Annotated in this window: 17 protein-coding genes and 1 pseudogene; 9 read left to right on the top strand and 9 right to left on the bottom strand. The window is 55.3% G+C overall.

What is annotated here, in order from left to right; genetic code table 11:
- Positions 1-36: 36 nt before the first annotated feature.
- The gene (locus RZS32_RS09710; protein ID WP_317056783.1) at positions 37-444 is read right to left on the bottom strand and encodes a hypothetical protein; all 408 of its coding nucleotides are present in this window, start codon (positions 442-444) and stop codon (positions 37-39) included.
- Positions 445-569: 125 nt separating this feature from the next.
- Between RZS32_RS09710 and RZS32_RS09705 the strand changes: the two genes are divergently transcribed.
- From RZS32_RS09705 to RZS32_RS09695, 3 genes are all read left to right on the top strand, one after another.
- On the top strand, positions 570-1220 hold the full coding sequence (locus RZS32_RS09705) for a carbonic anhydrase (RefSeq protein WP_317056782.1): 651 nt from the start codon (positions 570-572) through the stop codon (positions 1218-1220).
- Between the two features lie 70 nt (positions 1221-1290).
- The gene (locus RZS32_RS09700) at positions 1291-2268 is read left to right on the top strand and encodes a sodium-dependent bicarbonate transport family permease (RefSeq protein WP_317056781.1); all 978 of its coding nucleotides are present in this window, start codon (positions 1291-1293) and stop codon (positions 2266-2268) included.
- 1 nt (position 2269) lies between these two features.
- A complete protein-coding gene (locus tag RZS32_RS09695) occupies positions 2270-2581 on the top strand; it encodes a P-II family nitrogen regulator (RefSeq protein ID WP_317056780.1) in 312 nt (103 codons plus the stop codon).
- Positions 2582-2600: 19 nt separating this feature from the next.
- Here the strand turns inward: RZS32_RS09695 and RZS32_RS09690 are convergent, their stop codons facing one another.
- Positions 2601-4223 carry a DUF4139 domain-containing protein gene (locus RZS32_RS09690; RefSeq protein ID WP_317056779.1) on the bottom strand — a complete coding sequence of 541 codons (1623 nt, stop codon included), beginning with the start codon at positions 4221-4223 and terminating at the stop codon, positions 2601-2603.
- A gap of 158 nt (positions 4224-4381) precedes the next feature.
- Positions 4382-5404, bottom strand: coding sequence for an aspartate-semialdehyde dehydrogenase (locus tag RZS32_RS09685; RefSeq protein ID WP_317056778.1), 1023 nt, complete (start codon positions 5402-5404; stop codon positions 4382-4384).
- Between the two features lie 151 nt (positions 5405-5555).
- Here RZS32_RS09685 and RZS32_RS09680 point away from each other — a divergent pair, with 151 nt between their 5' ends.
- From RZS32_RS09680 to RZS32_RS09655, 6 genes and pseudogenes are all read left to right on the top strand, one after another.
- A complete protein-coding gene (locus RZS32_RS09680; RefSeq protein WP_317056777.1) occupies positions 5556-5900 on the top strand; it encodes an ArsR/SmtB family transcription factor in 345 nt (114 codons plus the stop codon).
- Complete coding sequence (locus RZS32_RS09675) at positions 5893-6921, top strand: permease (RefSeq protein WP_317056776.1); 1029 nt, start codon at positions 5893-5895, stop codon at positions 6919-6921. The genes RZS32_RS09680 and RZS32_RS09675 overlap by 8 nt, the downstream gene beginning before the upstream one ends.
- Before the next feature lie 210 nt (positions 6922-7131).
- Entirely contained in the window at positions 7132-7791 is a 660-nt protein-coding gene (locus RZS32_RS09670) for an ABC transporter ATP-binding protein (protein ID WP_317056775.1), read from the top strand.
- A pseudogene (locus tag RZS32_RS09665) lies at positions 7769-9387 on the top strand (capsule biosynthesis protein). The gene RZS32_RS09670 and the pseudogene RZS32_RS09665 overlap by 23 nt, the downstream one beginning before the upstream one ends.
- A gap of 4 nt (positions 9388-9391) precedes the next feature.
- Positions 9392-10225: a 3-deoxy-8-phosphooctulonate synthase gene (gene kdsA, locus RZS32_RS09660; protein WP_317056773.1), complete on the top strand. Its 834-nt coding sequence runs from the start codon at positions 9392-9394 to the stop codon at positions 10223-10225.
- Positions 10226-10244: 19 nt separating this feature from the next.
- Positions 10245-11741, top strand: a complete 1497-nt coding sequence (locus tag RZS32_RS09655) for a phosphomannomutase/phosphoglucomutase (protein WP_317056772.1) — start codon at positions 10245-10247, stop codon at positions 11739-11741.
- 91 nt (positions 11742-11832) lie between these two features.
- Here the strand turns inward: RZS32_RS09655 and RZS32_RS09650 are convergent, their stop codons facing one another.
- From RZS32_RS09650 to dut, 6 genes are read right to left on the bottom strand one after another with little or no spacing between them, the layout of a single operon-like run.
- A complete protein-coding gene (locus RZS32_RS09650; RefSeq protein ID WP_317056771.1) occupies positions 11833-14781 on the bottom strand; it encodes an error-prone DNA polymerase in 2949 nt (982 codons plus the stop codon).
- Between the two features lie 60 nt (positions 14782-14841).
- Positions 14842-15318 carry a hypothetical protein gene (locus RZS32_RS09645; protein ID WP_317056770.1) on the bottom strand — a complete coding sequence of 159 codons (477 nt, stop codon included), beginning with the start codon at positions 15316-15318 and terminating at the stop codon, positions 14842-14844.
- Complete coding sequence (locus RZS32_RS09640; protein ID WP_317056769.1) at positions 15318-15800, bottom strand: RNA pyrophosphohydrolase; 483 nt, start codon at positions 15798-15800, stop codon at positions 15318-15320. Before RZS32_RS09640 ends, RZS32_RS09645 begins: the two co-directional genes overlap by 1 nt.
- Positions 15797-17809 (bottom strand): M3 family metallopeptidase, encoded by a 2013-nt coding sequence (locus RZS32_RS09635; RefSeq protein ID WP_317056768.1) that lies wholly within the window; start codon positions 17807-17809, stop codon positions 15797-15799. The genes RZS32_RS09640 and RZS32_RS09635 overlap by 4 nt, the downstream gene beginning before the upstream one ends.
- Positions 17787-18854 carry a HesA/MoeB/ThiF family protein gene (locus RZS32_RS09630; protein ID WP_317056767.1) on the bottom strand — a complete coding sequence of 356 codons (1068 nt, stop codon included), beginning with the start codon at positions 18852-18854 and terminating at the stop codon, positions 17787-17789. The genes RZS32_RS09635 and RZS32_RS09630 overlap by 23 nt, the downstream gene beginning before the upstream one ends.
- On the bottom strand, positions 18854-19309 hold the full coding sequence (dut, locus tag RZS32_RS09625; protein WP_317057886.1) for a dUTP diphosphatase: 456 nt from the start codon (positions 19307-19309) through the stop codon (positions 18854-18856). Before dut ends, RZS32_RS09630 begins: the two co-directional genes overlap by 1 nt.
- Positions 19310-19358 lie beyond the last annotated feature (49 nt).

Below are 19358 nucleotides of genomic sequence, written 5' to 3'. Positions count from 1 at the left end.
CCTCAACCTACTCGCAACTGCGCCGCCTGCAAGCATTCAGATCGAGTAATCCTGAAGATCCCAGATTTCGTAGAGCGATGTTTCCCCAATACGCAACAAACGAGCCAAAGTCGCGGCGAGTGCCACAAGATCATCTTCGTCAATGCACTTGGTGACATCCCGTGCCACATGCGCCAGCATTTCCATACCAATTTGTTCGGAAATAGCGATCAAGCTGCGGGCGTTTTTTCGCATGTCTCGCAATTCACCGGCACGGTAACATCGCTCTGTATGTGACAACCGCGCCGCCAGCTCTTCAAGCGCGCGGCACACAATGTTCTCCGCGCCAGCTTCGCCGAGTTGATGATACAGCTGTTCCAGACGATCGGAATCAAGCCGAACCGTCTCTTTTTGTTCTAAAAGGGTAACCTGTTCCACATCTTCACCCACATGTTTTGCCCCCATCGGCAAGGCGACCTTTACGCCTTCAACGTTCCCAAATCCTTGCCTGGGGGCCAAATTCTCTCTCGAATTCTTATCGAATTGGGATTATTAACTGCAGCGATGGGACACAGAATGAGGCGTTTGCGATGAAGAGAGTCCGCCCGCTTCCAAGTTATCTAGTCCAGCGCTACCAGGGCTGGAAGGCAACAAAGTACAAAGATAATCAGGCTTGGTATCGCCATCTGGCGCATGAGGGCCAGCATCCCCGCGCAATGGTGATCTGTTGCTGCGACAGCCGGGTGCATGTCACAGCCGTGTTTGGGGCTGACCAAGGTGAGTTTTTCTTGCACCGCAACATCGCCAACCTGGTTCCCCCCTTTACCGAGGACGGCGCGCAGCATGGTACATCCGCAGCTGTGGAATACGCGGTGACTGCTTTGAAGGTGGCGCATGTAATCGTGCTGGGCCATTCGAATTGCGGGGGCGTGCGCGGCTGTGAATCTATGTGTTCCGGTGAAGCGCCCGAGCTGGAAGGCAAAACAAGCTTTGTGGGCCGGTGGATGGATATTCTGCGCCCGGGCTATGACCGGGTCAAGGATATTGAGGACAAGGAAAAACGTATCGCCGAGTTAGAGAAGCAGGCCGTCATCGTCTCGCTGGAAAACCTGATGTCTTTCCCTTTCGTGCGTGATGGCATTGCCGAGGGCACCCTGACCGTGCATGGCCTGTGGCATGACATTGGCGAAGGCGAGATTGAGCATTACAGCGCGGTGGACGACAAGTTCGTGCCGGTTTAAGCCTAAATCAAGTCCTACTTTCTTTTCGTTACAAATCGACTAGTTCCCCAGAAACAGGGACAGGAACTTTATGACCGAAATTCTTTCGCTGGCCGCAGACAATCTGATTTCGCCTATTGTCTTGTCCTTCGCTCTTGGTCTCGCTGCAGCGCTGGCAAGATCCGATCTCTCGGTGCCGGAAGCGGCTGCCAAGGCTTTATCAATCTACCTGCTCTTTGCCATTGGGTTCAAAGGCGGAGTGAGCGTCGCCGATCATGGCATCGACGCCACTCTCGGCCTCACACTCTTGGCAGGGATCGTCCTGTCTGCGAGCCTGCCATTCATTGCCTTCATGCTGTTGCGTGTTGTGTCACGCATGGATCGGTTGAACGCTGCTGCCGTGGCCGGGCATTATGGCTCGATCTCGATTGTGACCTTTGTGGCAGCCACATCTGTGCTTGAAAGCCGCGGGATCCCGTCAGAGGGCTACATGGTCGCCGTGGCTGCCGCGATGGAGGCACCGGCGATCCTATCGGCGCTCTGGCTTGTCTCGCGAGGCGAAAAAGGCGGGCGCATGGATGCAGGGCTATGGCGGGAGATCCTGCTCAATGGTTCGATTGTCCTATTGGTCGGCGCATTCCTCATTGGCTGGGTCACAGGGCCCGAGGGGCTCAAAGAAATCGACAGCTTCATAGTAGCGCCCTTCAAAGGCGTGCTGTGCCTCTTCCTTCTCGACATGGGGCTTGTCGCAGGGCGGGGTATGAAGAAAGGGCGAGGCGCGATTGGTCTTGGAGGCTTGGCTTTCGGTCTCATTATGCCAGTCGTCGGCAGTCTTGCTGGCTTGGCTGCCGCCATGGTGCTCGGCCTGTCCACTGGTGGCACTGTGCTGCTCATGGTGCTCTCGGCTTCGGCCAGTTACATTGCCGTGCCCGCCGCAATGCGCGTAGCCCTACCCGAAGCCAACCCTTCGATTTACCTTACGCTTTCACTTGGCGTGACATTCCCTTTCAATCTTGTGCTTGGCATTCCGCTCTATGTGGCCATTGCCAGTGCTGCGACAGGAGGCTGATATGCAAACCCACAAAGCCAAGCGGGTGGAAATCACGATTGAAAAAGTGATGCAGAGCCGCCTGACCGACGCCCTTCAGAAAGCCGACGTCACGGGATACACCGTTCTCCCTGTTTTTGGTGGATCCGGGCGATCAGGGGAATGGAGCCGGTCCGGTCAGGTTGGTCGTGCCGATGGGATGGTGCAGGTCGTGTGCATCATTCGCCCCGAACGTCTTGATACGCTGTTGGAGGCGGCGTTTTCAGTGGTGGAACGTCACATAGGCGTTGTCTGTGTGACCGATTGTGAAGTGCTGCGGGCGGAGCGGTTTTAACCCCGCCCGCAACACGCAGCTATTGAATGAACATGCCTTCGGGCCATTCAATCGTATGTGACAGTTTCACCGACTGACTCTCACTTGCGGCAAGATCAAAGTTCCAGGCCATAACACCGCGCTTGTCGTCTACTCTTGTTTCCTGCGGCTTGGGGGATGCGCTCCAGGTGATCTCCAGATCCTCCTGCTCAGAATAGGGCACGCGGTCCACCAGACGCACAGGCCAGCTTTGTCCCGTCAGGTTCTCAACCTCGATGCGCACATCCTCGGTGATCTGATTGGATTTTGTGATGACACCCCTGTCGCCTTCATTCCGATCAAGTACTGTGCGTGTCAGGCGCAGGCCATCTATCGGACCAAAGGACAATTCAGCCTCACCGCCGGATGCCACCATTTGCATCGGACGCTGGCCGACAAAGCGATCATCCAGATAAAAGCTTGCCTCGGCCGTGGGCAGGATCAGCTCGCCCATGTCATTGGTGAAACTCGCCATAAGAAAGGCGGTTTGATCACTGAGCGGCACAGCCTGAGCAACAAGCTCGGCAGAGGTTTCCAACTCTCCCAACGCCAGACGCACGCGATCCGCGCCTGAGGCCACGGATACAGGTCCGGGATAGGTATACGTGACCGAAAGACCATCGAAGTTGGCCGCCGCTTGCTCCACCGCAACAGGCTCTGCGGCAACACGACCTTCGGCCTGATCCGCGAACGCTTCCAGGCTTTGAACCGCGCCACGCACTTGCACATCTGCTTCATAAATCCGACGCAGCCAGGGCCAAACATCGCTTGGCGCAGTTTGCTCGCTTGGGCGCACAGTCGAAAGGGTCAGCGCTGCGTTCTCCCAATTCTCACCGGTGTATTGCGCCACATAGGCTCCGCGTTCCAGGCTGAGCGCACCAGTCTCGCGCGTCAGGCGCACATCGTAAACCGGCTGCCAGCCTGCTTCGTGTGTGTTATACGTGACGGTCAGCGTTCCTTGCGTTTCCACGTCAGATGACACGGAGACGGCAAGCATGGCTTTGTCTTCCTGCTCAGGCACCAGCGCCGCCAGAGCTTGACGCGCCGCATCCAGGTCTTTGGTCAGGTCTTTGAGTGCCAAAGTAGCCTCTTCGGCGCGGCGCTCAGCTTCATGCGCAGTTTTCAGGGCGGTTAGGGTCTCGTCTCCGATCATTGCAGACAAATCCCTGAGGGAGGTAACATCCAGCTCTGCCACACCGTCGCCTTCACCCAGTTTTTCCAGAAACGTGACCCGCGCTTGCGCCGCGTCTGCTTCAAGCCTGATGGCGTCAATATCGCCCTCTGCTCCGCGCAACGCAGCCTCGAGGCGCTCTACTTCGGCTCTTGCGGCCTGAAGTTCCGATGTCTCTTTCTCGCTGCGCGGCGGAACAAAATCGTTGCGTGCCGACACACTGCCCATCTGCGCACCGGTGACCTGGACCCGCACGGAAGCCAAAGGCGTAGAGCGCGGTAAATCCGATAGGATCAACTGATGCTGACCCCCTGGAATGGTATAGGGCACTTCGCGGGTGATGGTGGCACCCTGAGGATAAAGTGTCACTGCGCTCACATCACTGGACAGGGCGAAATCGTCAGCAAAGGCGGGAATTGGCAACGCGGCCAAAAAGAGGGGAATTGCACGCATGGGGTACTCTCCTGAAACGTCGATCCAAGGATCATCTGACCTTATGACGCCTGCCGCGCCCGGTTTCTTGGGAGTTTATGCAAATTTTTCAGAAATAAAAAAATGCGCCGCCCAAGATGTGGACGGCACATATTTCATCTAGAATTTGAGAAGGCCGCTCAGCCCTTTTTCAACACCCGATTGCCGAGCGTTTCGGCGATCTGCACTGCATTGAGAGCCGCGCCCTTGCGCAGGTTGTCGGACACGCACCACAGGTTCAGGCCATTGTCGATTGTGCTATCCTGCCGGATACGGCTGATGAAGGTGGCGTAGTCCCCCACACATTCGCGGGGCGTGACGTAACCGCCATCCTCGCGCTTATCGATCACCATGACACCCGGCGCTTCGCGCAGAATATCGCGGGCCTCGTCCTCATCGAGAAACTCTTCGAATTCGATGTTCACCGCCTCAGAGTGGCCCACAAACACTGGCACACGCACACAGGTGGCTGTGACCTTGATCGAGGGATCGACGATCTTCTTGGTCTCGACAACCATCTTCCATTCTTCCTTGGTGGAGCCGTCTTCCATGAATTTGTCGATATGCGGAATGACGTTGAAGGCGATATCCTTGGTGTAGACCTTGCGCTCATAATCGGCAGTTGGATTGTACTGAGCCTTGGTCTGGTCCCAGAGCTCATCAATCGCGTCTTTGCCAGAGCCCGAAACAGACTGATAGGTGCTGACCACAACCCGTTTGATGCGCGCGCGCTCGTGCAGCGGCTTTAGTGCGACAACCATTTGCGCGGTTGAGCAGTTGGGGTTGGCGATGATGTTTTTCTTCGCGTATTGCTCCACTGCTTCGGGATTACACTCAGGCACCACCAGCGGGATGTCTGGGTCATAGCGATAGAGTGAGCTGTTATCGATCACGACACATCCAGCCGCCGCAGATTTTGGGGCATATTTCTTGGTGGCATCCGAACCAATGGCAAAGAGCGCAATGTCCCAGCCCGTGAAGTCGAACGTATCCAGATCTTCCGTCTTCAAAGTTCGTTCGCCAAAGCTGACTTCTGTGCCGAGCGACCGGCGGCTTGCAAGCACGGCGATCTCATCGACAGGAAACTGGCGTTCGGCCAGGATGTTCAGCATTTCGCGGCCCACATTGCCTGTGGCCCCCGCGACGACGACTTTGTACCCCATTTCGGGAATCCTTCTTTTTCGAGTTACAACGGCGCGCTCATACCCCACAGACGCTTGATATAAAAGGCCCTGCGGCAATCAGAACCACGTTATTTCAACAATTTTCGAAATATTACTTGTCACAGATATTTATTTCTATATTTTTAGAAATATGAAAACAGCATTGATTCCCGATATCCCGCTTGAACAGGCCGCCTCTACCTTTGCCGCTTTGGGGAGTGAACAAAGGTTGGTCGTGCTGCACACGTTGGTGCGTGCTGGGCCAGATGGATTGCGTATCGGAGAATTGGGAGAACGCACTGGTGTCACCGGCTCAACCCTGACCCATCATATGAAAATCCTGTCTCAGGCCGGGCTTGTCACACAGGAAAAACAAGGGCGCAGCATCATTTGCGCCGCCGTGGCCTATGACGAGCTGCGCATATTGAGCGAGTTTCTCTTGCGTGAATGTTGCGCCGATACCGATCACCCACATGAAGGTCATGAGCATGGTTGACATCTCACCCCCTGCCCTGCGTCGCACCTGGCACAATATCGACAAGGCATGGCTGGCCTTGATCTTGGTGCTAGTGCTTGTCGCGGTCCTTGACCCTCCACAGCTTTGGCCAACTGTAACCTTCACCGCGGGTGCCTTGTTGCACACTGCACCGTTCATCGTCTTCGCGGTTCTGGCTGTGGCCTATATGAAAGCAACCGGCGCCGAGACTCTCTTGGCAAAGGCATTTGAAGGCAATCAGGCGAAAATGGTGGTCTTCGCCGCGCTTCTGGGCGGTCTTTCCCCGTTTTGCAGCTGTGAAGTCATCCCGTTTATCGCAGCTATGCTGGCCCTAGGTGCGCCCCTCGGTGCTGTCATGGCCTTTTGGCTGGCATCACCGTTGATGGATCCCGCAATGTTCCTGATCACCTCGGGCACCTTGGGATGGGAGTTTGCCATCGCCAAAACAGTGTCTGCAGTAGGTCTTGGCCTATTCGGCGGTTCTGCAACCATGCTCTTCGCGCGTTCAGTAATCTTTGCCAATCCATTGCGGGAAAAGCCCCAGATTGGCGGGTGTTGTGGTGTCGAAAAACCATTTGAAGGCAAACCGCTTTGGGCGTTTTGGGTGGATAGCCCGCGCAACGAAGTGTTTCGGCGTAACTTATTGGAGAACGGCATTTTTCTTCTGAAATGGTTGACCCTTGCCTATGTGTTTGAGGCCTTGATGCTGCGCTACGTTCCAGCGGAGTGGATTGCCACAGCCCTTGGGGGAGATGGCATTGGAACCATTGTACTTGGTGCGTTGGTCGGCGCTCCGGCCTACCTCAATGGCTATGCCGCAGTGCCGCTGGTCAGCGGACTGTTGGACCAAGGAATGAGTAACGGAGCAGCAATGAGCTTTGTCATAGCTGGCGGCGTGAGCTGCATTCCTGCCGCCATTGCGGTCTGGGCCTTGGTCAAACCGCGTGTCTTTGCCGCCTACATAGGTTTTGCGATCTCCGGCGCTGTTTTGGCGGGCCTTGCCTGGCAGCCCATAGCGTAAGCCCCTTCGAAGCCAAACATGTTCTCTTTGAAAAAGGCGGTTTCGGCGATGTGATCTGTCGTGAGCCGCTTTTTTGCCGCACCGGCACAAAAAAGCCCTGATTCATTGTAATTTAGGCGAAAATTCAGACATACTGTCCCGCAAAGCGGCTAATGCCGTGTTAAGGCAGCCCCGTTAAAGAGGGCGAGCGGAGCAGTTCGGAGCGTTTGCATGCTCGAGTTCGAGAATGTGAGTAAGTCCTTTTGGACAGGAACACAGCGCAAGGTTATCCTTGATCGCGTGTCCTTTCGCGTCGAATTGGGCCGCAGCCTCGGCATTTTGGCTCCGAATGGCACAGGGAAAACCACTCTCATCAACATCATGGCTGGTTTGGAAAAGCCCGACGAAGGCGATGTGCGTCGCGATTGCAGAATTAGCTTTCCCTTGGGTTTCATGGGAGGCGTCGTCAGCCGCGTTTCCGCAAAGGAAAACTCACGGTACATTGCGCGGCTCTATGGTCTGGACCCGGATTATGTCGAAGCCTATTGCAGGTATGTCTGTAACCTGGGTGAGTATTTCGATCAGCCGCTCGGCACCTACTCGTCTGGCATGCGGTCACGCTTTTCATTGGCTTTGATGCTGGCGTTGGACTTCGACATGTATCTGATCGACGAAGGCATGCCGAGTTCGACAGACGTAGAGTTCAATCGCCGTGCCGGCGGAATTTTGCGGGAACGTTTGCAAACCACGACAGTTGTGATCGTATCGCACCAGCCAGCCACGCTAGAGAAATTCGCCAGAGAAGCCGCAGTTCTTATGGATGGCAAACTGCACATGTTCGATACTTTGGAAGAGGCTAAACAGCTTTATGACTACGAAACCCAAAGCTAGAAAGTTTCGCATTCGCCGGAATGCGAATTCGACGTCCAAGGGGGCGCATCGGCGGAACCCGGTGAAGCGGACGTCACCGCTGCGCAAGAACACAGCCCGGAGATTGAGAAAAGCACCCAGCCTGCTGTTCCCGTCGAGACAACATCCCAAGCGTCACTGGACATTGAGCATATCCGCAAGGAAGGCTTGACTGGACGGCAGTTGCGCATGGCGCGCCGCATGGCTCACAAACATGGGCTTGCTCCGACATCTGACTTTGATGCCGTTCGGCTCTTGCGGGCCAAGGGAATTGATCCGTTTCAACGCGCACATATTGTCGAACTCGTTTCGAACGGAGCTAGCGGTGCTGCTACGGGTGGTACCGATACAAAGCAAGACGTTCAGCTTCCCCAAACACTGCCAAGTGAGTGCACCAACTTACCGGCAACCGACATCAGCCCTGCTGAGCGCCGCGCACAAGACATCAGAAGCATCCAACAAGATATCGCGGCAAGGCGGCGGCGCAAACTTCTACTATTGCTTTCTCGCCTGACGGCTTTTGTGTTTTTACCTACGCTCATTGCAGGATATTATTTCTTTGCCATCGCAACGCCTATGTACACCACCAAATCCGAGTTTCTGATCCTTACGGCAGATGGTGCAGGAGCAAGCGCAGGTGGTCTTGGAGGGCTTTTGCCGAGCCAATTTGCCACTGGCCAAGACTCCATCGCAACGCAGTCTTATCTGCAATCAAAGGATGCGATGCTGCGGCTCGACGAAGACCTGGGTTTCCGCGCCCATTTCAGCCAGGAGTCGATTGACGCGCTGCAGCGGCTTGACTCGGACGCAACAAACGAAGCGGCCTACAAGGTCTACAAGAAATACGTTAAGCTTGGTTATGATCCCACAGAAGGCGTCATTCGGATGGAGCTTTCTACAGCCGATCCCGAAATCAGTCGGCTTTTCTCTGAACAATTGATTGAATACGCCGAAGAACGTGTGGATCAGCTTAGTCAGGAAAAAAGGTTTGATGCCGTCAAGACGGCACAAGAAAGCCTTGACGAGGCTAAGGATGAACGCCGCGCCGCACAAAGACGGCTTGTGACATTGCAGGAAGGTACAATTCTGGACCCGGAAGGTGAAATTGCAAATATCCGTAGCCTGATCAACAACGTGGAAATTCAGCTTCAGGAAAAACAACTGGCGCTAAACACACAGCTCAACAACTCGCGGCCAAACCAAGCGCGGGTTGAGGCGTTGCGCACAGAAGTTGACGTGCTTCAGGCCGAGCTCAACAAACAAAACGCGCGATTGAACAAGGCGACAGAGGACAATTCATCCCTTGCTTCACAGGCCTCAGAAATCCAAATGGCTCAGGCCGACCTGGCCACCGCTGATCTGGTGCTGCAATCCTCGCTTGAAACCAAGCGGCAGTCAGAGATCGAAGCCAACAAACAGGTGCGATACCTGACAGTTGCGGTCAAACCGGTGGCCTCGCAAGATCCCTCCTATCCGAGGTCGTTCGAGAATACTTTGCTTGCGTTTCTGATCTTTACCGGTATCTACCTGCTCATGTCGCTGACCGCATCAGTACTCAGAGAACAGGTCTCATCTTGATCCGATGAAAGTTGTCGAAATCTCAAGTCTGCGCGTTGGCAACGACCAACCGCTCACACTCATCGCAGGACCGTGCCAGCTCCAAAGTACTGAGCACGCCTTGATGATTGCGCGTGCCATGAAGGCCGCCTGTGATGCAGCGGGGGCGCAGTACATCTTCAAAGCGTCTTTTGATAAGGCCAACCGCACCTCGCTGTCGGGGAAACGAGGTGTAGGGCTCGACGACGGTTTGGGCATTTTGCAAACCGTCAAGGACGATGTGGGGGTGCCGGTGTTGACCGACATTCACTCACCAGAGCAATGCGTGCCTGTGTCCAAGGTGGTAGACGTCCTGCAAATCCCAGCCTTTTTATGCCGACAAACCGATTTGCTCTTGGCGGCAGGCGAGACAGGCACCGTCATAAACGTCAAGAAAGGTCAGTTCCTGGCACCGTGGGATATGCCAAACGTAGTCTCAAAAATTGAGAGTACGGGCAACAAACGCATTCTTTTGACAGAGCGTGGATCATCCTTCGGCTACAACACGCTTGTGGCTGACATGCGATCGCTCCCGCAGATGGCACGTACAGGCTACCCAGTGGTGATGGACGCCACTCATTCGGTGCAACAACCCGGTGGTCAGGGCGGAAGCTCTGGGGGACAACGCGAATTTGCCCCTGTCATGGCCCGTGCCGCAGTGTCTCTGGGTATTGCGGCTGTCTTTATTGAAACCCATGAAGACCCCGATAGCGCTCCTTCAGATGGTCCAAACATGGTCCCTTTGAACGAAATGCCTGCATTGGTGGAAAGTTTGATGCGTTTTGACAAACTGGCCAAATCGGACCCGGTGCGTCTTTGAACCACAGAAAGATTTTCAAATGAGCAAACCTTTACCCGAAGTTACGCCAAATACATGGGCCTTCCTGCGCGATCCCATGATCAAACCTACAGGTTTTCGCGAATATGATGCACGCTGGAAGTATCCTGACGAGATCAACCTGCCGGGCATGACTGCTTTGGGCCTGGGCCTTGGCACACAAATCCACCGTCGCGGCATCGAGCCGGTGATCGCTGTGGGCAACGACTATCGCGACTATTCGCTATCCATCAAGAATGCGCTGATCGTTGGACTTATGCAGGCTGGCATTCAGGTCAAGGATATTGGCCCGGCACTCTCACCCATGGCGTATTTCTCACAGTTCCATCTTGATGTGCCGGCTGTGTCAATGGTCACAGCGTCACATAACCCCAATGGCTGGACCGGTGTGAAAATGGGGTTTGAAAGGCCCCTCACTCATGGACCGGATGAAATGGGCGAGCTACGTGACATCGTTCTGGGCGGTGAAGGCGAGGCGCGCCCCGGCGGCGGATACGAGTTTGTAGACGGCGTGCGTGAGGCTTATCTCAATGACCTCGTGGGCGACTTTAAAATGACGCGCAAACTGCGCGTGGTCTGCGCCACCGGCAACGGCACAGCCGCAGCTTTTGCACCCGAGCTGTTTGAACGGCTTGGGGTAGAGGTAATCCCGTCTCACAACGAGCTGGATTATAATTTCCCGAATTACAACCCGAACCCGGAAGCCATGGAGATGCTGAATGATATGGCTGAAACCGTAAAGGCGACCGGCGCGGACTTCGCACTTGGTTTCGACGGCGATGGGGACCGCTGCGGTGTTGTGGATGACGAGGGTGAGGAAATCTTTGCGGACAAAGTCGGCGTGATCATGGCGCGCGATCTCAGCAAATTGCACCCTAATGCAACTTTTGTCGCGGATGTGAAGTCCACCGGTCTTTTTGCGGCAGACCCTGAGCTCAAGAAAAATGGGGTGAAAGCCGACTACTGGAAAACGGGCCACAGCCACATGAAACGGCGCGTTAAAGAAATTGGCGCATTGGCCGGGTTTGAGAAATCCGGCCACTACTTTCTGGCCGAACCTGTAGGGCGTGGATATGACTGCGGTATGCGGGTGGCTGTGGAAATCTGCAAACTGATGGACCGCAATCCGGATATGTCGATGTCTGACCTGCGCCGCGCGTTGCCGACCACTTACTCAACCCCCACCATGTCACCGTACTGCGCCGACACGGAGAAATACGAAGTGCTGGATCGGCTGGTGGAAAAACTTGTCGCCAAGCATGATGCGGGTGAGTCTTTTGCCGGACAACCCATCAAGGAAGTGGTGACCGTCAATGGCGCGCGCGTCATTTTGGAGAACGGAAGCTGGGGTCTTGTCCGAGCGTCTTCTAATACGCCAAACTTGGTGGTGGTGTGCGAGAGCGCATCGTCTGATGCGGAAATGCACGCGATCTTCGAGGAGATTGACAAAGTCATTCGCACAGAGCCGTCAGTTGGCGAATACGACCAAACAATCTGATAAATTGGAATAGCCTGATCTTGTTTTAGAGCAATTTGGGGAGTCCACCCCGAGGCCTCCAGGATATTTTGGCAAGAAGACAAAGCAAAACTTATCTTTTCTTCTTGCTCTCAATATCCCCGCCGGAGGCTCCGACATCAGCCATATGGACTGTGATCTGGCCATCAGGCGGCGTCAGAGCATCACGTAACAAAGCCAGCGGATGCGCCTTGAGAGAAAGCCGGGTAGAGACATAATCCTCAACCACCTCTTCGCCCAGTGTCATGGGGCGCAAATGAACCTCCGGTTCTGAAATGGCCTCACCATCCATATCACCGGCAAAAAGCGGCAGGGGTTTTTGCCCAATAAGCGCCCGGGCAGCCCAAAGTGCAGTACGCCGGTTTACACCAAGCGCTGCAAAAGCATCCGCCTCAGCTAACCGCACAATAACTGTGGGCGGCACACCTGCACGACGCCAAACATCTTCAACTGCGTGATATCCATTGCCGCGTGCAGCATTGATCCAATATGCATCCTCTTCCGAGATGCCTTTGATCTGACGAAACCCCAGTCGAAGTGCCAAATCACCCTTGTCGTTGGGCTCCATGACATTGTCCCAAAAACTGCGGTTTACACAGACCGAGCGCACCTCAACACCATGTTCACGGGCATCGCGCACGATCTGTGCAGGGGCGTAGAACCCCATGGGCTGAGCATTGAGCAATGCACAGGCAAAAATACCGGGGTGGTGGCATTTGATCCAGGCGCTGGCATAGACCAGAAGTGCAAAACTAGCGGCATGGCTTTCAGGAAAACCGTAAGAGCCAAACCCTTCGATCTGAGAAAAGCAGCGTTCAGCAAATTCCTGATCATAGCCGTTCTTCGCCATACCCTTCAGGAATCGCGTGCGAAAGGCGCTAACATTGCCATGCTTTTTGAATGTGGCCAAAGATCGGCGCAGACGGTCAGCCTCCTCAGGGCTGAACCCTGCCCCGACAATGGCAATCTGCATCGCCTGTTCCTGAAAGAGAGGGACACCTAGCGTTTTGCTCAACACCTTGCCAAGCTCATCGGAGGGAAAACTGACCTCTTCTTCGCCATTGCGACGACGGATATAGGGGTGCACCATGTCGCCTTGGATAGGACCAGGACGGATGATCGCCACCTCGATGACCAGATCGTAAAAGGTACGTGGCCGCATCCGGGGTAGAAAGTTCATCTGCGCGCGGCTTTCCACTTGGAAGACACCAATGCTGTCTGCTGCGCAGAGCATGTCATAGACACGTGGGTCTTCGGGAGGCAGCGTGGCGAGTGTGTAGCGCGTGCCATGATGCTGATCGATAAGATCAAATGCCTTGCGGATACAGCTCAGCATACCGAGCGCCAGCACATCGACCTTCAGGATTCCAAGAGCATCAATATCATCCTTGTCCCAGCATATGACCGTGCGGTTCTCCATCGTGGCATTCTCGAGAGGCACCAGTTCATCCAGCCGCCCCTCGGTCATCACAAACCCACCGACATGCTGGCTCAGATGGCGCGGAAATCCTTCGATTTCGCGCACCAACTCCATGGTCTGTCTGAGCCGTTGATCATCGGGATCAAGTCCAATTTCACGCATGCGCTGGCGTTCAAGAGCGCCAGACGTAGCGAAGAACCCCCAAAGCTGTGAATTGAGCGCCCCGACTGTATCCTGACTCAACCCCATCGCTCGACCGACCTCGCGAATGGCCCGCTTGCCACGATAATGGATGACCGTGGCACAGAGCCCGGCACGGTGGCGGCCGTAACGTTCATAGATATGCTGGATCACCTCTTCGCGGCGTTCGTGTTCGAAATCCACATCGATATCAGGAGGCTCGTCGCGCGCCTCGGATACGAAACGTTCAAACACCATTGTCCCAATTTCAGGGGACACACTGGTAATTCCCAGCGCGTAGCAGACAACCGAATTAGCCGCTGAACCGCGACCCTGACACAGAATATTGCGAGAGCGGGCAAAGGCCACAACATCACGCACAGTCAAGAAGTAAGGTTCATATTTCAGCTTGGCGATGAGGGCCAGTTCATGCCTCATCATCTTCTTCACGCGTTCCGGTACGCCGCCAGGATAACGCCAAGTAAGCCCTTCCTGCGCCAACCGTCGCAACCGATTGGTGGGTGGCTCGCCATCCATCACCTCACTTGGGTATTCATAGCGCAGTTCATCAAGTGAGAAGGTTAGCTTTTGCGCCAGTGTCTCGGCCCGGCGAACCGCCTCTTCATGGCCAGCAAAAAGTCGCAGCATCTCAGCCTCAGATCGCAGGCGTTGTTCGCCATTGGCCAGCGCATCACGGCCCAGCGTATCGACCTGCCGCCCTTGCCGGATAGCAGTCAACACATCGGCAAGCCTGCGGCGACGAGCGTGGTGCATAAGGGGAAAACCAGAGGCCACAGGTGTCAGGCCCATCTCTTTGGCCAGTTTTGCCAAGCGGTTAAAGCGGGCCACATCTTGTCCATCATAGAACGGCATCATCAGCAAATGCATCTGCGCTCCCAAGCGCCGTACAAGCAGATTTGCGTTTTCGCGCCAATGGCGTCTTTCCTCTGTAGAGCGCGCAGGGTGGAGAAGCAGCCAAAGCCCCTTTGCTCCTTCCACCACATCCGACACTGTCAGATGGCAACTGCCTTTTTCAGTCCTAAGCCGACCCTTGCTGATAAGGCGGCAGAGTCTTCCCCAGCCGACGCGATCCTGCGGCAGGGCCGTCACCGTGATCCCTTCGGCAAGACACAGCCGGGCTGCGGGTAGAAACCGGGGCACATGCGCCCAATCAGGTGGCTGCGGATTGGGCGCCGGCGGGCCAACCAAACCATCGCGCGCCTCAAGCTCCTTGCGACCTCGCACCACGTTGGCCAAGTCGCGCACTGCTACATGCGCACGCACGATCCCTGCCACGGAATTTTCATCGGCAATGGCAAATGCCGATAAGCCTAACTCGGCCGCACGCAAGGCGTATTCCTCAGGGTGGGAGGCCCCGGTGAGAAAAGTGAAGTTCGACGTGATCGACAGCTCGGCAAACATAGCGAGTCACCATTATATTCACGTTTTGTTCTTTTTCGAGTCTTGATTGTAAATGAACGATTACCGCAGTGGATCACATCCTTCGTCGCGCATACAGGATCTTGCCTGATCAAGCTGCACCTGACTTGGCTCTGGGAAAGCAAAACTGCCACAAGGGCCGGCCACCATCACGTAATCCACGCCCGCTTTTTGCAAAAAGACCAGGTAATCAACACCGGAAGCCACCCCACCACACCATGGACCAATACATTGACGAAGCAGGGAAATATTACGCTTGAATGGCGCCACGAAACCCTCGCGCGACAAAGATACGCCCTCAAGCCGTGCCGGGATCAAAGTATCAGGGCGGTTCTGGTCTGAAAGATCGTACTCCGGCATGCGATTCTGATCGAACGTAAGCGTCCCATGCACAACCACATAAATCTCTTCCGCCTCTGCTGCGTTTTTGTATGTGTTTGCTACGTCGGGGCGGACGCAAGACAGCGCCAAAGCAGGCCCGGCGATAAACATTGCCAACCCAAACATCAGAACACGCATCACAAGGCCTCAGAAAACGCGTCCAGAACGCTTTCATAAACTGCCCGTTTGAACGGCACGATGGCCGCGGGAAGCTCCTCGGGTGGCAACCAACGCCATTCGGAAAACTCTTGATGCTCGGAGACAATATTGACGTCTGAGTCCATGCCATGGAACCGCAAGAGAAACCACTTCTGTTTCTGCCCTCGGAACCGCGCCTTCCAAAGCTTTGGCACAAGCTCGTGTGGCAAATCATACGTCACCCAATCCTGCGTTTCCGCCTCAACTGCGACAAGATCTGCAGTCACACCAGTTTCTTCCCATAACTCCCTGAGAGCTGCATCGCGAGGGGTCTCGCCCTCGTCAACACCGCCTTGTGGCATCTGCCAGGCGACAACCTCACTATCGATCCTTTGGCCAACAAAAACATGGCCTTCCGTATTGACCAGCATAACCCCAACACAGGGCCGATACGGCAGCTTTTCAATCTCTTCTGGCGTCACGCTGCCAGCCCCCGTCCCTTGAGAAGCGCCTCAACACCGGGCATTCGGCCACGGAAGGCAAGGTAGAGCTCTTCCGCTTCACGCGAGCCACCCATAGACAGAATGTTGGCCTCAAGCGCTTTGGCTTTCTCCAGATCAAACGGTCCACCCGCCTCCTCAAAAGCGGCAAAAGCATCGGCATCCATCACTTCGGACCACATGTAACTGTAGTACCCGCTGGAATACCCATCGCCGCTGAACACATGTGCAAAATGTGGTGCGGCGTGACGCATTGTAATTGCATGTGGCATGCCAAGGTCTTCCAGCACCTCAGCCTGTTTGGCCATAGCGTCAGTTGGCGCAGGACCATTGTGAAAGGCCAGATCGACCAGTGCAGAGGCGACATACTCAACAGTTTGAAAGCCCATGTCAAAGGTGGCTGCCCCCAGCACCTTATCGAGCATATCCTTAGGCATCGGCTCACCTGTCTCAGCATGAGTTGCAAACTCGGCCAATACCTCAGGCACTTCCAACCAATGTTCATAAAGCTGGCTGGGCAGTTCCACGAAGTCGCGGGCGACGGATGTACCTGAGATGCTTTCATAGGTCACATTCGAGAGCATCTGGTGCAGGGCATGTCCAAACTCGTGGAAGAGTGTTCGTGCGTCATCATAGCTCAAAAGAGCCGGATCGCCCTTGGCAAAATTGCACACATTGATGACCACAGGACCCTGGACTTTCGGAAATTTGGCCTGCCCCCGCATAGCCGAACACCACGCACCGGATCGTTTCGACGCGCGCGCAAAGTAGTCGCCAATAAACACCGCCACATGTGCCCCGTCTCGGGTTACCTCCCATGCACGGCAATCGCGATGGTAGAGCGGCACATCAATGGGTTTGAACTCAAGACTGAAAAGCCTGTTGGCGCACGCAAAACTCGCCTCAATCATGCGGTCAAGTTGTAAATACGGCTTGAGTGCGGCCTCATCAAGATCATGCACTGCCTTGCGGCGCTTCTCCGCGTAGTACCGCCAATCCCAAGGCTCAAGCGGACCGTTGATACCATCAGCCTGCATCATCTGGGTAAGCACTTCTGCATCGGCTTCCGCTCGTGCTTTGGCGGGCTCCCAAACATCCATCAGAAGATTGCGCACGACCTCAGATGTCTTGGCCATCTCGGTTTCGAGCTTGAAGGCCGCAAAATCATCATATCCCAGAAGCTTAGCACGCTCTTCCCGCAGGGTCAGTATTTCTGTAGCAATTGCGCGGTTGTCTGTTTCTCCGCCATTGGCACCACGCGCGATCCAAGCAGCAAATGCTTTTGCGCGCAGATCTCGCCTGGGAGAAAATTGCAGAAATGGCACGATAAGCGACCGCGACAACGTAATCACAGGCCCATCCGTTCCCTTCTCGTCTCCCGCCGCCCGCGCGGCTTGCACAACGAAGCCCGGCAACCCCTCCAGATCACCTTCAGCAAGCTCCATATGCCAGCCAGCTTCGTCGGCGAGCAGGTTTTGCGTAAACGCCGTGCCAAGTTCAGCCAAACGCGTGCGAATCTCGCGCATGCGGGCGTCTGACGCACCGGTTAACCCCGCTCCTGCCCGACGGAAGCCGCGATGAGTGAGCATCAGAACTCGTGCTTTTTCATCGCTTAGACCAAGTGACTCCCGTGCCTCCCAAAGCGCTTCAATCCGTGCAAAGAGCGCCTTATTGCCATAGATCTCAGACGAATACGTGGCCAGTTTTGGCGAAAATGACCGCTGCAATTCCTGGCGTTTGTCGTTGCTGTCTGCCCCTGCGACCGAATAGAACACAGACAGCACCTGATCGAGCTTTTTGCCAGCCACTTCCAGCGCCTCGATTGTGTTGGCAAAACTGGGGTCTGTGGGATCATCTGCAATCGTCTGAATATCCGCGCGGGCCTCGTTCAACGCGGTCTCAAACGCCGGCTCGAAGTCATGATCGGAAATCTTGTCAAACGGGGCCAGTTCAAACGGTGTCGTCCACTCACTCAGCAGCGGATTGGTCATCTTGTTCTCCTACTTGGCCGCAAATCGGACAATCCATCCGGCGGCTCAATGAAATCTTCCTACTCTCTCCATATAGAGCGTCATAAATAAGCATTTCACCCCTCAGCGGCGCTCCAGCTTCAGCAAGCACTTTGATGGCCTCTGCTGCCATCATGGACCCGACCACGCCTGGTAGTGGACCCAGCACACCTGCCTCGGCGCAGCTTGGCGCCAACCCGGGGGCGGGCGCTTCAGGGAAAATGCATTGATAACACGGTGTGCCCTGAGCAGGATCAAATACACTCAATTGACCTTCCCATTGAGACAAAGCACCTGAAATCAAAGGTTTACCAACACTGTACGCTGCCTGGTTAGCAAGATACCGGGTTTGAAAATTATCTGTACCGTCAAGGATCAGATCGTAATCACCAAAAAGCGCTTCGGCCTCTTCTTCTGACAGGCGTCGATTGTAGGGCCGGATCTCGGTATAGGGATTGAGCGCCTTAACCGCCTCAGCCGCCGAAAAAACTTTGGGCATACCGCTACGGTCATCGGTGTGGATGATCTGGCGCTGCAAATTGGTATGATCGACCACATCATCGTCAATGATACCGATGCGCCCGACCCCGGCCGCAGCAAGATAAAGGATTGCGGGAGATCCCAATCCCCCTGCTCCTATCACCAGAACACTGGCTTTCTTTAACGCCTTCTGCCCCGGCCCACCGATTTCGCGTAACACAATGTGCCGGGCGTATCTTTCCAGTTCAGTTGGCGCAAATGTGCCGCTAGCTTGCGGTGCCGGCTCTTCTGCCTGGGCTTTGGTTTTCAACCGCTGCAGGCCAGCCCGGTAGAGAAGAACAAGCGCTCCCATTCCGCCCAGCAACAACCAAGGTGCCGCTTGTTCGCCCGTCGCGACGCGCAGGGGGTGCCCATCTGGTAAAGCAAGATGCAGTACGACGACGCCCACCCACAAAAATCCGATCATGGACCACCGCAAGCGATGCGGCGTGCCCATCATCATCCCTATGCCCCAAAGCACAGCGGCCAGAAAAAGCACCAGCAACATTAGCTCGCCCCTGTTGAGCCAAATCCGCCAGCCCCACGCGCTGTTTCTTCAAGCGACAAGCTTTCGACAAACTGCGCCTGCACAACCGGAGCCACAACCATTTGCGCAATCCGCATGCCGTGTTCCACCACAAAAGACTCCGCACCCGCGTTCATCACAATAACACCCAAGGGCCCGCGATAATCGCTGTCTATTGTGCCGGGACTGTTTGGCAGAGTGATCCCATGCTTAAGAGCCAAACCGGATCGAGGACGCAGCTGAACCTCATAACCCGCGGGGATAGAAATGCGCAAACCCGTTGGCACAAGTGTACGTTCACCGGGTTTCAGCTTCACCGATTGGCGGTTGGGAAAATTCGCACGCAAATCCGCACCCGCCGCGCCTGCCGTTTCATAGCGCGGCAAGCCAAGCGACGTATCCGCTCCGTCCTCCCAGAGAACAGAAATGCTCACCATCGACAGACCTTTCTTCTTGCCCAAAATATCCCCGCCGGAGGCATGCTGT

The organism is Roseovarius sp. W115, from assembly GCF_032842945.2.
GTDB classification, from domain to species: domain Bacteria; phylum Pseudomonadota; class Alphaproteobacteria; order Rhodobacterales; family Rhodobacteraceae; genus Roseovarius; species Roseovarius rhodophyticola.
This window is presented reverse-complemented; position numbering and strand designations above follow the sequence as displayed.

Coding starts and splice junctions, on each gene's coding strand:
- dut (WP_317057886.1), bottom strand. CDS start 19,309: ATGGTGAGCATTTCTGTTCTCTGGGAGGACGGAGCGGATACGTCGCTT.
- RZS32_RS09670 (WP_317056775.1), top strand. CDS start 7,132: ATGCTCGAGTTCGAGAATGTGAGTAAGTCCTTTTGGACAGGAACACAG.
- RZS32_RS09700 (WP_317056781.1), top strand. CDS start 1,291: ATGACCGAAATTCTTTCGCTGGCCGCAGACAATCTGATTTCGCCTATT.
- RZS32_RS09680 (WP_317056777.1), top strand. CDS start 5,556: ATGAAAACAGCATTGATTCCCGATATCCCGCTTGAACAGGCCGCCTCT.
- RZS32_RS09695 (WP_317056780.1), top strand. CDS start 2,270: ATGCAAACCCACAAAGCCAAGCGGGTGGAAATCACGATTGAAAAAGTG.
- RZS32_RS09655 (WP_317056772.1), top strand. CDS start 10,245: ATGAGCAAACCTTTACCCGAAGTTACGCCAAATACATGGGCCTTCCTG.
- RZS32_RS09650 (WP_317056771.1), bottom strand. CDS start 14,781: ATGTTTGCCGAGCTGTCGATCACGTCGAACTTCACTTTTCTCACCGGG.
- RZS32_RS09705 (WP_317056782.1), top strand. CDS start 570: ATGAAGAGAGTCCGCCCGCTTCCAAGTTATCTAGTCCAGCGCTACCAG.
- kdsA (WP_317056773.1), top strand. CDS start 9,392: ATGAAAGTTGTCGAAATCTCAAGTCTGCGCGTTGGCAACGACCAACCG.
- RZS32_RS09630 (WP_317056767.1), bottom strand. CDS start 18,854: ATGTTGCTGGTGCTTTTTCTGGCCGCTGTGCTTTGGGGCATAGGGATG.
- RZS32_RS09685 (WP_317056778.1), bottom strand. CDS start 5,404: ATGGGGTACAAAGTCGTCGTCGCGGGGGCCACAGGCAATGTGGGCCGC.
- RZS32_RS09690 (WP_317056779.1), bottom strand. CDS start 4,223: ATGCGTGCAATTCCCCTCTTTTTGGCCGCGTTGCCAATTCCCGCCTTT.
- RZS32_RS09710 (WP_317056783.1), bottom strand. CDS start 444: ATGGGGGCAAAACATGTGGGTGAAGATGTGGAACAGGTTACCCTTTTA.
- RZS32_RS09635 (WP_317056768.1), bottom strand. CDS start 17,809: ATGACCAATCCGCTGCTGAGTGAGTGGACGACACCGTTTGAACTGGCC.
- RZS32_RS09645 (WP_317056770.1), bottom strand. CDS start 15,318: ATGCGTGTTCTGATGTTTGGGTTGGCAATGTTTATCGCCGGGCCTGCT.
- RZS32_RS09675 (WP_317056776.1), top strand. CDS start 5,893: ATGGTTGACATCTCACCCCCTGCCCTGCGTCGCACCTGGCACAATATC.